This window comes from Shewanella sp. SP2S2-4 (assembly GCF_031932025.1).
Taxonomy (GTDB): Bacteria; Pseudomonadota; Gammaproteobacteria; order Enterobacterales; family Shewanellaceae; genus Shewanella; species Shewanella baltica.
Window position 1 is genome coordinate 16695 of sequence record NZ_JAUOER010000021.1, and the last position, 15679, is coordinate 32373.

The 15679-nt window shown below is 47.6% G+C and carries 14 protein-coding genes; 7 read left to right on the forward strand and 7 right to left on the reverse strand.

The window, feature by feature from the left end:
- Window positions 1–39: 39 nt before the first annotated feature.
- The 7 genes from Q4Q54_RS15675 (at window position 40) to Q4Q54_RS15705 (ending at window position 9754) form a co-directional block, all read left to right on the forward strand.
- Window positions 40–426, forward strand: a complete 387-nt coding sequence (locus Q4Q54_RS15675; protein ID WP_283628297.1) for a VOC family protein — start codon at window positions 40–42, stop codon at window positions 424–426.
- A gap of 173 nt (window positions 427–599) precedes the next feature.
- A complete protein-coding gene (locus Q4Q54_RS15680; RefSeq protein ID WP_311988920.1) occupies window positions 600–1316 on the forward strand; it encodes an SIMPL domain-containing protein in 717 nt (238 codons plus the stop codon).
- A 172-nt stretch (window positions 1317–1488) separates the two neighbouring features.
- Window positions 1489–2502 carry an efflux RND transporter periplasmic adaptor subunit gene (locus Q4Q54_RS15685; RefSeq protein ID WP_311988921.1) on the forward strand — a complete coding sequence of 338 codons (1014 nt, stop codon included), beginning with the start codon at window positions 1489–1491 and terminating at the stop codon, window positions 2500–2502.
- A 35-nt stretch (window positions 2503–2537) separates the two neighbouring features.
- Window positions 2538–5792, forward strand: coding sequence for an efflux RND transporter permease subunit (locus tag Q4Q54_RS15690; RefSeq protein ID WP_311988922.1), 3255 nt, complete (start codon window positions 2538–2540; stop codon window positions 5790–5792).
- A gap of 43 nt (window positions 5793–5835) precedes the next feature.
- On the forward strand, window positions 5836–6048 hold the full coding sequence (locus tag Q4Q54_RS15695; protein WP_311988923.1) for a DUF2892 domain-containing protein: 213 nt from the start codon (window positions 5836–5838) through the stop codon (window positions 6046–6048).
- A gap of 108 nt (window positions 6049–6156) precedes the next feature.
- On the forward strand, window positions 6157–6573 hold the full coding sequence (locus Q4Q54_RS15700; protein WP_311988924.1) for a rhodanese-like domain-containing protein: 417 nt from the start codon (window positions 6157–6159) through the stop codon (window positions 6571–6573).
- A 721-nt stretch (window positions 6574–7294) separates the two neighbouring features.
- Window positions 7295–9754, forward strand: coding sequence for a S8 family serine peptidase (locus tag Q4Q54_RS15705; RefSeq protein ID WP_311988925.1), 2460 nt, complete (start codon window positions 7295–7297; stop codon window positions 9752–9754).
- Between the two features lie 83 nt (window positions 9755–9837).
- On the opposite strand, the gene Q4Q54_RS15710 is transcribed toward Q4Q54_RS15705, so the two are convergent.
- The 7 genes from Q4Q54_RS15710 to yajC form a co-directional block, all read right to left on the reverse strand.
- Window positions 9838–10383 carry a YaeQ family protein gene (locus Q4Q54_RS15710; RefSeq protein WP_311906908.1) on the reverse strand — a complete coding sequence of 182 codons (546 nt, stop codon included), beginning with the start codon at window positions 10381–10383 and terminating at the stop codon, window positions 9838–9840.
- A gap of 159 nt (window positions 10384–10542) precedes the next feature.
- Window positions 10543–11454, reverse strand: coding sequence for a bifunctional precorrin-2 dehydrogenase/sirohydrochlorin ferrochelatase (locus Q4Q54_RS15715; protein WP_311988926.1), 912 nt, complete (start codon window positions 11452–11454; stop codon window positions 10543–10545).
- 19 nt (window positions 11455–11473) lie between these two features.
- Window positions 11474–11833 carry a rhodanese-like domain-containing protein gene (locus tag Q4Q54_RS15720; RefSeq protein WP_311988927.1) on the reverse strand — a complete coding sequence of 120 codons (360 nt, stop codon included), beginning with the start codon at window positions 11831–11833 and terminating at the stop codon, window positions 11474–11476.
- Window positions 11834–11961: 128 nt separating this feature from the next.
- On the reverse strand, window positions 11962–12279 hold the full coding sequence (locus Q4Q54_RS15725) for a putative signal transducing protein (RefSeq protein WP_006082273.1): 318 nt from the start codon (window positions 12277–12279) through the stop codon (window positions 11962–11964).
- A gap of 234 nt (window positions 12280–12513) precedes the next feature.
- Complete coding sequence (gene secF, locus Q4Q54_RS15730) at window positions 12514–13461, reverse strand: protein translocase subunit SecF (RefSeq protein WP_006082274.1); 948 nt, start codon at window positions 13459–13461, stop codon at window positions 12514–12516.
- 12 nt (window positions 13462–13473) lie between these two features.
- Window positions 13474–15324 carry a protein translocase subunit SecD gene (secD, locus tag Q4Q54_RS15735; RefSeq protein ID WP_011847205.1) on the reverse strand — a complete coding sequence of 617 codons (1851 nt, stop codon included), beginning with the start codon at window positions 15322–15324 and terminating at the stop codon, window positions 13474–13476.
- A gap of 17 nt (window positions 15325–15341) precedes the next feature.
- Entirely contained in the window at window positions 15342–15674 is a 333-nt protein-coding gene (gene yajC / locus Q4Q54_RS15740; protein ID WP_007649452.1) for a preprotein translocase subunit YajC, read from the reverse strand.
- Window positions 15675–15679 lie beyond the last annotated feature (5 nt).

The window sequence follows — 15679 nt, forward strand, 5'->3', positions numbered from 1 at the left end:
CTAAAGTTAATTCATACTCCTGTAAACGCAGCTACGGCTATGGCTAAAGTCATTGGACTCGGTGGAATTTTCTTTAAAAGTGCGGATCCTGTTACCTTGGCAACTTGGTATAAAACCCATCTTCAAGTCCCCATTGAAGACTGGGGCGGCGCCGCGTTTTATCACACAGATAAAGCGACACTCGGCTACCATGTTTGGACGCCCTTCGCCCATAGCACGGACTATTTTGCCCCCTCAGATAAGAGCTTTATGGTTAACTTTATCGTTGATGATCTAGCCCAAGCGCTCACGCAGGTCGAACAAGGTGGCGGTCAGCTCGTGGGTGGCATTGAAGATTCAGAGTTTGGCCGCTTTGGCTGGTTTATCGATCCCGACGGTAATAAAGTCGAATTATGGCAGCCGAGTGTTATTCCTCCAGAAAAATAGCCTGTCTGAAAATCTGAAAAATGAGCCATCGAGCTGAAAAAGCGACATCAAGCTGATATTGCCAACCTGCCGCCTGCAAATCTTAAGCGGCATCTATCCCGAATAAACCCAGTGCATGACTTAAGTTTATTGGGTATCGTAGGCTGAGTTCATCTAATCAAGAGATTCTTTTTATGGAAAAAAATAACATCCTTCCAGCCCTGCTGCTGGGCGGTTTCCTTTGTGCTGGGCTTGTGTATGTTGGCCAGACAGCGAGCACGGCCTTATTGCAGATGAAAGCCATGGAACGCACAGTGACAGTCAAGGGCTTAGCGGAAAAAGAAGTCAAAGCCAATGTGGCGATTTGGCCAATCAATTTCACTGAGGTCGATAATAATCTGCCTAAGCTCTACGAGACGGTTCAGCAAAAAACCGACCGTGTAGTGGCATTTTTAAAGGAACAAGGCTTTAGCGATAGCGAAATTACGATTTCATTACCTTCAATTGAAGATCGCCAAGCCCAAGGTTATGTCGATCCTAACGTTAGATACCGTTACTCGGCAAAAGTGAATCTATCTGTTTATACCCCGCAAATTGATTTAATGCTGAACACCCGTAAGCAGATGATTAGCTTAGTGAAGGAAGGCATAGCGATCGCCAGCCAAGATTATGATAATCGCACTGAGTTTCTGTTTACCGATCTCAACTCAGTCAAACCTGTGATGGTGCAAGAAGCGACTCAAAATGCCCGCGAAGTGGCTGAAAAGTTTGCTAAGGACTCAGATTCTCGCCTCGGAAAAATTAAAAGTGCGAGTCAAGGCCAGTTTACTATTTCGGATCGCGACAGCAGCACGCCTTACATTAAACAAATTCGCATTGTGTCCACACTCACCTACTATTTAAATGACTAAATCTTAGGCTTAGTCGGAATTCACTGAAACGATGGGGAATAAGGCACTTATGGGCCTTATTCCTAAATTAGGGAAAAATACTATATTAAATTTTTCTAATAAATATTGATTGCCTATTGAAAATAACTCCATTAGAATTTACTCATGAATTGCATCTGGGATGATATAAATTATGACGTCAATTTCTCGCGCTTTTTTCTTACTGTTGGCACTTGCCAGTACTCAAGTCCAGGCTGCCTCAGTCGAAACTATCGAAGTCTTAACTAAACCCTACGCCAATTGGGTCACCTTAGATGCCACCATAGAAGCAGTAAAAGCGGCGACGGTATCGGCGCAAACCTCTGGCCGTATTGTCAAACTCAACTACGATGTTAACGATGTTGTCCCAGAGGGAGCCGCGCTACTGGAGATCACCAGTAAAGAGCAAGGCGCTGAACTCGCAAGCTTTGAGGCCGATTTAGCTAAAGCCAAAGCCTTGAATGTCGAAGCACAGGCGCAATACAAACGTTATAAAGAGTTATTTCCCCAAGGCGCGATTTCTAAGGGCGCGATGGACGAAGCCACCGCCAATGCTAAGGCCACAGAACAAGCCGTAACCGCAGCGCAAGCCCGCGTCATCAAAGCCAGCGAATCCTTAAAATACACTGTGGTATCAGCGCCTTTTAGTGGTGTAGTCACAGAGCGTTTTGTCGAACTGGGTGAAACGGTGAGCCCAGGACAAGCGCTACTTTCAGGGTTTTCCGCGAGTCAAATGCGCGCCATTACCCAAGTGCCACAGCGTTACATCAATCAGTTGAAAAACGCCCCCGAATTCCTCGTCCGTTTAAGTGATGGCCGCGAGTTAATCTCAAAGGATCTCACTATTTTTAGTTTTGCCGATCCCGTCAGCCACAGCTATCAAGTACGCATTAATCTGCCTGAAAATGAAGCTAACCTTCAACCCGGTACTTGGGCAAAAGCTTCCTTTAAAAATGGCGAACGAGAAAAAATCCAACTGCCCACCTCAGCGCTACTCACAATGAACGAACTGAGCAGCGTTTACCTTAAAAAGGGCGAAGAATTTGTACTCACCCAAGTCCGTGTCGCTAGTCCCATAGATGGCGAGGTCGAAGTGCTGGCGGGCCTGAAGTCGGGTGACAAGGTTGCCCTTGATGCCTACCAAGTGTTGCTCAGCAAAAAGCAATAAATTCCCAGCGACTTAAGCTTTGTCGAGGTTGTTTTATGAAACATGCTCCAGTACCACAAACCACACTTGGGATTTCCGGACGAATTGCCGCCACCTTCCAAAATAGCGCCATCACGCCGCTATTAGCGCTTCTCGGACTCTTACTTGGCTTATTTGCCATTTTGGTGACACCAAAGGAAGAAGAGCCACAAATTGATGTCACCTTTGCCGACGTGTTTATTCCTTTTCCCGGTGCGACACCCACGGAAGTTGAAAACTTAGTCACCTTGCCTGCGGAACAAGTGATCTCCGAAATCAAAGGCATAGATACCCTGTATTCGTTCTCCCAACCCGATGGCACGCTGATCATCGTCATCTTTAAGGTCGGCGTTGCGCGCAATGATGCCATCGTCAGCCTGTACAACCAGATTTATTCTAATATGGATAAATTGCCAAGGGGCGCTGGCGTGGGCGATCCGCTGATCAAACCGCGCGGTATCGATGATGTGCCGATTGTCAGTTTGACCTTGTGGTCAAAGGACAGACAAGTCTCTGCCGAGCAACTGACCCATGTCGCCCTTGGGTTAGAAACCGAAATTAAGCGCATTCCCGGTACCCGCGAAATCTATACCGTTGGCCAGCACGACATGGTGGCCAACATACGTATCGATCCCGCCAAGATGAACAGCTTTAATCTGACCTACGACAAGTTAAGACAAAGCCTGAATGACAATAATATGGTCTCTATGCCTGCATCCTTAGTACAAGGTAATCAAGAGATTAAAGTTCAGGCTGGGCAGTTTTTACAATCCATCGACGATCTCAAGCAATTAGTCATCAGTGTCTATCAAGATAAACAAGGCAAGCATATTCCGATTTATTTGGCGGATATTGCTGAAATCAGCTTAAAAAGTGATATCCCGAAACAGAGCGTTTGGCATGCAGATAAAACCGACATTTATCCCGCCGTCACCATCGCGATTGGTAAACAAGCAGGCCAAAATGCCGTCGATATCGCCGACAGTGTGATTGAGCGGATAGCTAAAGTCGACAATGTGTTGATCCCGGCAAATGTCGAAGTCACAGTGTCACGTAACTATGGCGAAACCGCGGCAGATAAATCTAACACCCTTATTTTAAAACTGATTTTTGCCACCAGCGCCGTAGTCGTACTGGTCTTTTTAACCATGGGCGCACGCGAATCCTTGGTCGTAGGTGTGGCCATTATTATTACGCTGGCGATCACCCTTTTCGCCTCTTGGGCGTGGGGATTTACCTTAAACCGCGTGTCCTTGTTCGCCTTGATTTTCTCTATCGGCATTTTGGTCGACGATGCCATAGTCGTGGTCGAAAACATCCACCGGCATATGGCGCTCGGCAAAAAGTCCTTCAGCGAGCTTATCACTGTGGCGGTCGATGAAGTCGGCGGCCCGACGATTCTGGCGACGTTCACCGTTATCGCGGCACTGCTGCCGATGGCTTTTGTATCGGGCTTAATGGGGCCTTACATGAGCCCGATCCCCATCAATGCCAGTATGGGCATGTTGATTTCTCTAGTGGTTGCCTTTGTCGTCACCCCTTGGCTCAGTCGTAAACTGCTGAAACATAATGACCAACACGATACTACCCAAGCCTCGCACGAGGATGAAGCCGAAACTAAGATGGTGCGCCTCTTTACTCACTTAATTGGTCCTTTCCTACTAGGTAAAAATGCCCGTAAGGCAAGAATGGGACTGGCTGTCGGCGTATTTGTGTTGATCGGTATCGCCGTCGCGCTCCCTGTCGGTCAGCTCGTGGTGCTTAAAATGCTGCCCTTCGATAATAAGTCCGAGTTTCAAGTGATGGTGGACATGCCAGAAGGCACTCCCGTAGAGCAAACACAAAGAGTATTGCAGGATTTGAGTCGCTACCTAACAACCGTCCCTGAGGTCGAGCATCTGCAGTTATATGCGGGTACTAACGCGCCAATGAACTTTAACGGCTTAGTCCGTCACTACTTCCTGCGTCACAGCCAAGAGCTTGGCGACATTCAAGTGAACCTAGTGGATAAGAAACACCGCAAGCGCGACAGCCACAGCATAGCGGTATCGGTGCGTGACGAACTGCAGCAAATTGGCGAGCAATATCAAGCCAATATCAAAGTGGTTGAAGTGCCACCAGGGCCGCCAGTGTGGTCGCCGCTGGTTGCTGAAGTGTATGGCCCAAGCCCCGCAATCCGCGAGCAAGCCGCTTACGAGATGCAGGCGCTGTTCCATGAAACCAAAGATGTGGTCGATATCGATATTTTCTTGCCCGCTGCCCAGCAAAAATGGCAGGTGATGATCGACCGCAGTAAAGCCAGCCTGATGGCCGTGCCCTACAGCAATATTGTCGACTTGATTGCCACCTCCGTTGGCGGCAAAGACGTGAGTTATTTACATCAAGCCCAGCAAAAACAACCGATACCGATCCGCCTGCAATTAAACGAAGGCGCGAAAGTCGATTTAGAGCAAGTGCTGAATATGAAGTTACTGAGCCAAACGGGGCAATCTGTGCCTGTGTCTGAGCTGGTGACCATCAAACGCGGCAAAATCGATGCACCAATTATCCATAAGAATATGATCCCTATGATCATGGTCGTCGCCGATATGTCGGGGCCACTGGACAGCCCGCTCTACGGCATGTTCGACATGGCGGGCAAAATTGATGGCGCCGATGGCTTAGGGTTTGATCAGCATTATATTCACCAACCCACAGGGCTAGACTCGGTCGCCGTGCTCTGGGATGGCGAGTGGAAAATCACCTACGAAACCTTTAGAGACATGGGCATCGCCTATGCGGTCGGCATGATCGCCATTTATCTCTTGGTAGTGGCGCAGTTTAGATCGTATCTCGTGCCGCTCATCATCATGGCGCCAATCCCATTAACGGTGATTGGTGTAATGCCAGGCCATGCCCTGCTCGGAGCACAATTCACCGCAACGTCCATGATAGGCATGATAGCGCTGGCGGGGATTATTGTGCGTAACTCGATATTATTGGTCGATTTTATCAATCAAGAAACCGCATCCGGCGTGCCCTTTGAGCGGGCAGTGATCCACTCGGGTGCAGTGCGAGCTAAACCCATTATGCTCACCGCACTAGCGGCCATGATAGGGGCGCTGTTTATCCTTGATGATCCAATTTTCAATGGCTTAGCGATCAGTCTGATCTTTGGTATTTTTATCTCGACCATACTGACCTTAGTTGTCATCCCTGTGCTGTACTACACAGCAATGAAAAACCGCATGAATACTGTTCAGATACAGACACAGACACAAACACAAAACTAACCACAACAAAGGCCATCACCAAAATGGCCTCAAGGAGTAAGGTATGTCATTAGAACGCAGCATTATGGCTTTTGCCGGATTTATGGTGTTACTGTCACTGGTGTTAACAGCCTATGTGCACCACAACTTTTTGTGGTTAACCGCATTTGTTGGCGCTAACCTGTTTCAAAGTGCTTTTACCGGTTTTTGCCCTGCCGCCATGATTTTACGCAAATTGGGTGTAAAATCCGAGGCTGAGATTGCTAAGCAAAGTTAAGCCACACAAAGTCACTACTTAATAGTTAAGACTTAAGAGTTAAGATTTAGCTGAGCGAGTACTCGTTTAGCTTAAACAAGCCTGCCCAAAAGGCGTCAAGGAGATAAAGTGACCCACAACCTCGTAACCCGTGGCCAAAGCCTAATGCGCTTAGCCCTATTAAGCCTGCAATCACTGGTTCTCGTGCCACTGCTACTAATGCCAATGATGGCCAGCGCCGCCGACCAAGATCCTGCAATCGCATGGGATAAAATTGCCGCAGGCGCTATGGTGCTCGATGTCAGAACGCCTGAGGAGTTTGCCGAAGGTCATCTAGCCAATGCGGTCAATATTCCCTTTGAGCAAGTGGCAGAGGAGTTTGCTAAGCGCGGCATCGCCAAAGATGCCCCTGTTGTCTTGTATTGCCGCAGTGGTCGCCGTAGCAGCATCGCAACCGAAGCCTTAGTCGCTGCAGGATATACTCAAACCTATAATGGTGGCGGTTATTCCACCTTAGTTGAGGCACAAAAAACGCCCGCTAAGTAATTCACCGCCATCGACTAGGCTCTAGTGCTTTAGTGCGGGAAAGCAAGTGTAAATCACTTAAGCACTGTCACTGCACTCTAGTCATTCAAGGTTTCTCCCTAAAAGCGCCCTTTGGCGCTTTTTTATTGTCTAAGCGAAATATCGAAATTAGGCAGAAGATTCTAACCACATACATTGCGTATGCTTTCACCTCCCGTTTTGCCGCTTACGCCCCCTCCAAAAAACACATCAACAAATTTGCGTGAATGGCTTAGCCATCGTCAATGAATTGGCAACTGCCACTCCCTTGACAGAAATTTGCAACAATTTCGCATAATCAATCACTTGAAAAAACTCATTATAATGACCAAACTTTACATGGCTATTTAGTTATTTATAATCACTAAAAGATATATATAAAAATTTCAATCACATAGAAACAGGAAAATCAGTATAAAGTACTCATATTGACCGTAGATTCGTATTCACTTATTCATTTTTACCACATAAAAAAACAAGAAATTGAATAAAACTTAGTTACAACTCGTTACATATTGAATTTATATTCAAATTAACTGCTTATAAAATATGAGGCTTTATAAGCAACCATACCGTTAACAATTGATTTACAAATACTTTGGCCGCAGATAAATTCACTAACCGAGTAGCATCTGAGTCGTAGTTATTCTTATGAAACATAAAATAATAATGATTAACACTAAATTGACCATGGAAGAAGAACATGACAATCAACAGAACCACTAAAATAGCGTTAAGCCTTTCAAGCTTAGCTATTGCGATCTCAGCCGGTGTACAAGCAGCACCACAAGCCCCAGGTTTTGCCGCAGCATTACAAGCACAAACCTCTCCACTGCCAAAGCGTTACATAGTGAAATTTAAAAACGCCGATGCTGCTACCATAATGTCGGCCAGTAATGTGCAATCAATGAGTGATCAGCAATCGAGTGACGCGGCAACTGATACGCTGCCAACCACAATGAATTATCAGCCCCAAATGGCGGAAATCAGTGCTCAACACACTGCATTGAACAAAGTACAAGCGAAGGAAATGAAACGTATCGGCCGCAGTAACAGTTACTCGGTCAAACTCGATGCAAACGGCATCAATGCGTTAAAAAAACGCGCCGATGTGGAATATGTTGAAGAGGATATGCCGCGTCACTTACTGAGTGAAAGCACGCCTTGGGGTCAAACCTTTGTGGGGGCGACTCAGTTAAGCGATAGCCAAGCAGGCAATCGTACTATTTGTATTATCGATTCTGGCTACGATCGTAGTCACAGCGATTTAAGTGGCAATAATGTCACGGGCACCAATAACTCAGGCACAGGCAACTGGTTCGAGCCAGGTAACCACAACGCCCACGGTACTCACGTTGCGGGCACGATTGCGGCAATTGCCAACAACGACGGCGTGATCGGCGTAATGCCAAATCAAAATGCCAATATTCATGTCGTAAAAGTGTTTAACGAATCTGGCTGGGGTTACTCTTCATCCTTAGTCGCCGCGGTAGATACTTGTGTTGCCAACGGCGCTAACGTTGTCACTATGAGTTTAGGTGGTGCGGGTTCGAGCACCACTGAGCGTAATGCTCTGGCTGCCCATTATAATAATGGTGTTCTCTTGATTGCCGCTGCAGGTAACGATGGCAATAGTGCTCACAGCTATCCAGCATCCTACGATGGCGTGATGTCAGTCGCCTCAGTGGATAATCATAAAGACCATTCTGCATTTTCCCAATACACCAACCAAGTTGAAATATCTGGCCCAGGTGAAGCGATTCTGTCGACGGTTACCCGTGGCGAAGGCCGTTTAGCCGATATTACTATCGGTGGTCAGTCTTACTTTGATTCAGGTGTAGTGCCTCATAATCGCCTCATTTCATCGGGCGGCAACTATGTGCCAGCACCATACAATGGTACAGCGACAGCTACGCTTGCCGAATGTAGCGTCAGCGGAACTAGCTTCAACTGCGGCAACATGAGCAATAAGATTTGTTTAGTGGAACGTGTTGGCAATCAAGGCACAAGTTACCCTGAAATCAATGCGGCTAAAGCCTGTAAAAATGCCGGTGCCAGTGCGGCGATTGTTTACAGTAACGCGGCATTACCTGGCTTACAAAACCCCTTCCTTGTCGATGCAAACAGTGAAATCAATATGGTTTCCGTATCAGTGGATCGCGCAACAGGTTTAGCACTACGTAATCAACTGGGTGCGACAGCAACAGTCAGCAACCAAGGTAATAAAGATTACGAGTACTACAACGGTACTTCGATGGCAACGCCACATGTGTCAGGTGTTGCAACCTTAGTCTGGAGCTATCACCCTGAGTGTAGTGCGGCGCAGGTTCGTAACGCATTGAAAATGACCGCTGAAGATCTTGGTACTGCGGGCCGTGACAACTACTATGGCTATGGTTTAGTCAACGCTGTTGCCGCGAAAACCTTCTTAGATGCCTCTTGTACTGGCCCAACGGGTCCTGTTGATCCAACTCCAACCGATGGCGTGTTAGTTAACGGTGTGGCTAAGACGGGCTTAGGCGGCGCAGCGAGTGAAGAACTGCACTTCTCCTTTGACGTACCACAAGGCGCAACTAACTTAGGCTTTGTGATGAACGGTGGTACAGGTGATGCGGACTTGTATGTGCAATATGGTGCAGCGCCGACTACAGCTAACTATGATTGCCGTCCATATAAAAGTGGCAATAGCGAGTCTTGCCCAATCACCAATGTCCAATCAGGCACTTACTACGCCATGCTGAAAGGCTACTCGGCCTTCACTGGTGTGTCATTAACAGCAAGCTACACAGCATCTAGCGGCGGTACTCCACCGACTACGCCTGCAAGCTATAGCAACACTGATAACTACAACATCCCTGATAACAAAGCAGCTGGGATCACTAGCCCAATCACAGTCACTCGCACAGGTGATTCAGGCACTGTGACTGCGGTAGTGAACATAGTCCACCCTTATATTGGTGACTTGAAAGTGCAGCTGATCAGCCCTTCTGGTAAAACAGTTACATTGCATAGCAACACAGGTTCAGGTGCTGCCAATATCAACAAGAGCTATACCGCTGATATGACGGGTGCTAATTCGAACGGCGTATGGAAGTTAAAAGCCGTAGACAGTGGCCGTGGTGATGTGGGTTATATCGATAGCTGGGAGCTGAGCTTCCAATAAATCCCAATCAATACTCATTACTGAAAAATGAAAGTAATAAATGAAAAGAGCCTGCAATCGCAGGCTCTTTTTTACAAGACATGTTATGCAATATCTTTGAGGATTTCAGGTTCGATCAACACGCTGGTATCATTATCCGATAGCCAAATTTGGCCTTCGCTGATAGAAACCTGCAATGCCATATTGCGCCCAACAAAGGCTTCCATCGCCGTGACCGACTCTTCGGCAATATTCCACACGGTTAAATTCTGGTAACGCTCTAACGCCTGCTGATTCTGTTTCCACCAAATGGGTACACTACGGCCACCATAGGTAAATAACTGCACAACTTTGGCACGACCACTGGCCTTTCGCAGCCATTTCTCATCGGCCTGACCAAACTCAACCCACAGATCAATTTCGCCTGATAAGGTTTTGTCCCACAACTCGGGCTCATCATCGACGCACAAACCTTTACTGAAACTTAAGGTTTCGCTGGCATTCACAATAAACGCCAGTAAACGCACCATCATGCGGCCATCGGTTTCGGAAGGATGCTGGGCAAGCGTCAATTGATGGTCTTGGTAATAATTCCGATCCATATCGGCTATCTGTAAATTGACCTTAAACACAGTCGCTTTGAGGGCCATAGTCATCCTAAATGCAGAGTGAAATCCTGAAACAGCGAAATCCTAAAATAAGGCTGCCGAGTCTACCTGAGACTCGGCATTAGCTCAAACGAACAATAGGATACGTCCATCAAATCGAACAGAAAGTGCAATCGGACAGAAGGCTGAATCGATAAGAGGTTAAATCGCGCCGGGTCGTAAATGCTTAGCCATCGGGAAATGCGCTTTCAACTGACTGATTTTTTGTGTATCGGTCACCAGCAACATGCGTGTGCCCTGTTCGTATTGCAGGCTCAATTCACTGAGTGCGGGTAACTCGCCCCGATTGGCGTCTCGACGGACTAATTCTGCCAATTCATCACTCAAATCGCCTTGGCTATAGATCCAATCGAGGCGCTGCAACAACGGCATCGCGGCGAGTGGCAGTAAGTCCACAGAGGTTGCATCATCCAGCAAAAGGATTTCGCCGCGGCTGACTAAGTTATTAAACGCATTATGGTAATGCTCGGTGGTACGACTATCGAAACGGTCGCCATTGGTATCGAAAAAACGCTCCCAAAATAAGCGGCGTTTCGAGGTTGAATCGAGCTTGTCTTGCACTTCGGCGCGTCTATCGGCGACAAAGTCGAACAAAGGCTTGAGTGATTGCGGTAGGCTGGATTCTAAGCGCGAGCGAATCGTGCGTGCAAATACTGGTGCTGCGCCCGCCGTGCTGATCGCGACCACTAAACGGCCCCTATCGACAATCGAAGGGGTGATAAAACGGCAAAATGCCGGATTATCAACGGCATTAACCCAAATACCGCGCGCGGTGGCTAGAGTCGCCAATTCGGCATTAAGGCTGTCGTTTGCCGTGGCGAGATACACGAGATCGTAATTTTGAATATCGGCGTGAACCACTTCGCGCTGGGATAACAGAATACGGCCCGTATCAGCATAACGCTGCACTTCAGGATTGACCTCTGGGGCAACCACATGGATATTAGCTTCGGTACGTGTTAGTAACGCCAACTTACGGCTCGCCACATCACCCGCCCCCACCAGCAAGACATTCAAATTAACCGTATCGACAAACAAGGGAAAATATTGCATCAAATGAGATCCTGAACGCTTAATCCTGCACCACTGGCAGTTGACGATGTACCCAGCCCTTATAACCACCAATCAAAGAAGCAACGTGAGTGTACCCCATGAGTTGTAGATTATGGGCAGCCAAGGCAGAGCGCGCACCACCTGCGCAGTAAAGTAATATAGGGGTATGTTTATCGGGGAAACGCGCTTCAATATCGCGCTCTAAAATACCCCGACTTAAGTGTTTCGCTTGGGGTAAATGATCCTGCAGCCACTCGCGGTCCTCACGCACATCCACAAGGTGCCAGCTATCGTCTGCCTGATAAGCTTCAATGGTCACTTCGGTGATATTAGGCAGTATTGCGTCAACAAGGGCGGAAAAAGCATTGGGGTGCAGCATCACAAACTCCTAGATAAGATATTGAATGACATGATGAATGTCAGCTTATCAGCAAAGTGTAATCTTCTCATCCAGTAGACGCAATCTTTCAGCCACAGCACAAAGCGAAGGTGATTGCCTATCCAAGGCTAATTGTGGCTTTCGCTGCGCTCTGAGCTGCATTGCCAGCACAATTCAAAACTGCCTTCATTGGTTTCATGGCACTGCACACATTGCCATTGTGGGCTTTCGACATCCAACGCATTCAGTTGCACTTGCGCCGACGCATGTTGGGACTCGCCCACCCACAACTCGACGTTTTGCATCCCTGTCGGAAGCTCACCAATCCCGCCCAATAGCGCTTCACCTCTGAGCTCAACATGAATACCACAGGCCTCTAATAAACCTTTCCATGTGTGGGCTTGCAATAAATTACCACCAGCAACTAACACTTTACGTTCTTCCATGCGACATCCTACGGCTACAACTCTCTGGAATATGGGTTGCCGACATCCTACTGCTAAATAGCCGAGCCTGTCGAGCGCTGATTTTTACACCAGTTGTTAATTTAATTAACATTCCATTTTTACAGCATAACTGACTATAACTTTGTGAGTTTGCTAGCAGAATGTCAGATCTATCTCAAATTCGAGCTAAAAAAAAGCCACCTCGTCGGTGGCTTTTTAACTCGAATGTAACCTTTAAGGCATCATAGGAGGTTGGTCTGCGCCTTCTTTCTCAATCTCAACTGGCATCATGTGTTCACGATTAATACCCAGTTTGATGGCCAAGAAACTCGCCACATAGATAGAAGAATACGTACCCACAAAAATACCCATCAGCAATGCAGTCGCAAAGCCATGGATCATAGTGCCGCCCTTAAGGAACAAGGCTACGACCACCACTAAGGTTGTACCTGTAGTAATGATTGTACGGCTCATGGTTTGAGTAATTGAAGTATTCACCACTTCTTCAGGGTCGCTTTTACGCATCTTAAGGAAGTTTTCACGGATACGGTCAAATACCACGATAGTATCGTTGAGTGAGTAACCCACAACCGTCAATAGACCCGCCAGAACGGTCAAGTCGAATTCCAATTGGAATACCGAAAACACACCTAAAGTCACGATCACGTCGTGCGCCAATGCTGCCACTGAACCAAACGCTAGGCGCCATTCGAAACGGAATGACACATAGATCATGATACAGATAAGCGCGACTAATACTGCTAAAGCGCCTTGCTCAGCCAGTTCTTTACCCACTTGTGGGCCAACGAACTCAACACGCTTCTGCTGAACCTGTGGATCAACTTTCTGCGCAGCTTCCATGACAGACTTAACTTGCACGTCACTCTTAACGCCTTCTTTCACCTGTAAACGTACTAATACGTCACGGCTAGAACCGAAGTTTTGCACAATGGCGCCTTCAGAATCAGGCGTCGTCAGTTGCACCCGCAGGGCGTTTAAATCGACCGGATTTGTGAACTCCATTTCAACGACGGTACCGCCAGTGAAATCAAGACCCCAGTTGATGCCATTAGTCGCGAGCGAAACCAGCGAGCCCAGCACCAATACAGCCGACATAATACTGATAGGCAGTGCATGACGGAGGAAGTTTACCGTATGTTTTAAAGATAAAATTTCAAGCATTGTCACTTCCCCTTAGATAGACAGAGTCTTCACGCGCTTACCGCCCCAAATCGCGTTAACGATTGAGCGAGTACCCACGATTGCGGTAAACATGGAAGTCGCAATACCTATCATCAAGGTCACCGCGAAGCCTTTAACAGCGCCCGTACCTACGGCAAACAGAATCAGCGCCGTTAGGAAAGTGGTGATGTTCGCATCGGCGATGGTGGAGAATGCGTTACCATAACCTTCATGGATGGCCTGCTGAACGCTACGGCCCGCACGTAATTCTTCACGGATACGCTCATAGATCAGCACGTTACCGTCAACCGCCATACCCACAGTCAACACCATACCGGCAATACCCGGTAGGGTTAACACTGCGCCAGGGATCATAGACATTACGCCCACCACCATGACTAAGTTTGCGGTTAGCGCTATGTTGGCGATAAGACCAAAGCCACGGTAGTAAACCAGCATAAAGAGTAAGACAACTGCCATACCCCAGACCATAGCTTGCACACCGTTTTGAATGTTTTCAGCACCTAAGCTTGGACCAATGGTACGTTCTTCAACAATCGACACTGGGGCAATCAAGGCACCAGCACGCAGTAATAGCGCGAGGTTTTGTGCTTCACCATGGCTTAAGCCAGTGATCACAAAGTTACGGCCTAAACGCGCTTGAATGGTCGCGACAGAAATTACTTCTTGGATTTTCTGCATCTTAACGCTGCCGTCGGCATTGCGTTCACCACTGTCTTTATATTCGATGAACAATGTCGCCATAGGCTTGCCTATGTTGTCTTTGGTCACGTCAGAGAAAATGGTGCCGCCTTTCGCATCAAGGTTGATGCTAACCTGTGGACGACTGTACTGGTCAAAGCTAGGTTGTGCGCCCGTGATATGATCACCGGTCAACATAACTTCTTTCTTCAATATCACAGTGCCACCTTCGCGGCGCTGGTACACTTCAGAACCCGCTGGTAAACGGCCAGATTGCGCAGCATTAGGATCAGCTTTGTCATCGACCATGTGGAATTCAATCGATGCGGTTGCACCTAAGATTTCCTTGGCGCGAGCGGTATCTTGCACACCTGGCAGCTCAACGATAATGCGCTCGGCGCCTTGACGTTGTACTACAGGCTCAGCCACACCTAACTCGTTTACACGGTTACGAATGGTAGTAATGTTTTGTTGCAGTGCTTCTTCTTTAATCTGCTTAAGGTACACGTCACTCATCACAGCTTGCAGGGCAAAATCTTCGCCACGGCTAGCATCAGTGAACACCATATCTTTACTGCGAGACTTAAGGAAACGCTCGGCACTCGCGAGACTTTCAGCATCACGGAACTTGATTTCGATACCTGTGGTATTGCTACGAATACCAGCATAACGAATTTTCTCTTCGCGTAATTGTGAACGGAAATCGGCAACTTTAGCCTCTTCCATCTTGCGAATCGCTTCGCCCATGTCCACTTCCATTAAGAAATGCACACCGCCGCGAAGGTCGAGACCGAGTTTCATTGGGCTGCCGCCCATTGACTCGAGCCATTTAGGCGTCGCTGGGGCTAAGTTGAGCGCCACAGTGAACTTGTCACCTAAGCTGTCAGCAATTAATTCTTTCGCCAGTAGCTGTTGATCCGCATTTTGCACACGGACCAACAACTGACCTTTTTCAAGCTCAGAGCGCTTTACCGCAATGCCCTTACTGGCTAACAGCTCGTTCACACTGGCTTGGGTTGATGCCGTGACTTCAGCACCTCGAGTCGCCACCACTTGCACCGCGTGATCTTCACCAAAAAGGTTCGGTACGGCATAGAAACAACCTATGGCGATGACGAGCATCACCATAATGTTTTTCCACATTGGGTATTTATTTAACACGCCTGAGCCCTCTTGGCTTACAACGACTGGATAGAGCCCTTAGGCAATACAGCTGCAATATAGTCTTTTTTGATCGTGATTTGAGTCGTGTCGTTTAAGCTCAGTAACACGTAATCGCTTTCGTCGCTGATTTTTGCAATCTTGCCTAAAATCCCGCCACTGGTCAGCACTTCGTCGCCTTTGCCAAGTGAAGACATCAGATTTTTGTGCTCTTTAACGCGTTTTGATTGCGGACGGAAAATCATGAAATAGAAAATCAGGCCGAAAATCGCCAGCATGAAAATCAGTTCCATCGTGCCGCCACCTTGTGGTGCGCCGGCAGCGCTTGCATATGCATTTGAAATAAACATAGTTT

What these genes read in the sequence shown, in the direction of transcription:
- Q4Q54_RS15675 (WP_283628297.1), top strand. Translation starts at nt 40, where the DNA reads ATGGCTAAAGTCATTGGACTCGGTGGAATTTTCTTTAAAAGTGCGGAT.
- Q4Q54_RS15680 (WP_311988920.1), top strand. Translation starts at nt 600, where the DNA reads ATGGAAAAAAATAACATCCTTCCAGCCCTGCTGCTGGGCGGTTTCCTT.
- Q4Q54_RS15685 (WP_311988921.1), top strand. Translation starts at nt 1,489, where the DNA reads ATGACGTCAATTTCTCGCGCTTTTTTCTTACTGTTGGCACTTGCCAGT.
- Q4Q54_RS15690 (WP_311988922.1), top strand. Translation starts at nt 2,538, where the DNA reads ATGAAACATGCTCCAGTACCACAAACCACACTTGGGATTTCCGGACGA.
- Q4Q54_RS15695 (WP_311988923.1), top strand. Translation starts at nt 5,836, where the DNA reads ATGTCATTAGAACGCAGCATTATGGCTTTTGCCGGATTTATGGTGTTA.
- Q4Q54_RS15705 (WP_311988925.1), top strand. Translation starts at nt 7,295, where the DNA reads ATGACAATCAACAGAACCACTAAAATAGCGTTAAGCCTTTCAAGCTTA.
- Q4Q54_RS15710 (WP_311906908.1), bottom strand. Translation starts at nt 10,383, where the DNA reads ATGGCCCTCAAAGCGACTGTGTTTAAGGTCAATTTACAGATAGCCGAT.
- Q4Q54_RS15715 (WP_311988926.1), bottom strand. Translation starts at nt 11,454, where the DNA reads ATGCAATATTTTCCCTTGTTTGTCGATACGGTTAATTTGAATGTCTTG.
- Q4Q54_RS15720 (WP_311988927.1), bottom strand. Translation starts at nt 11,833, where the DNA reads ATGCTGCACCCCAATGCTTTTTCCGCCCTTGTTGACGCAATACTGCCT.
- Q4Q54_RS15725 (WP_006082273.1), bottom strand. Translation starts at nt 12,279, where the DNA reads ATGGAAGAACGTAAAGTGTTAGTTGCTGGTGGTAATTTATTGCAAGCC.
- secF (WP_006082274.1), bottom strand. Translation starts at nt 13,461, where the DNA reads ATGCTTGAAATTTTATCTTTAAAACATACGGTAAACTTCCTCCGTCAT.
- yajC (WP_007649452.1), bottom strand. Translation starts at nt 15,674, where the DNA reads ATGTTTATTTCAAATGCATATGCAAGCGCTGCCGGCGCACCACAAGGT.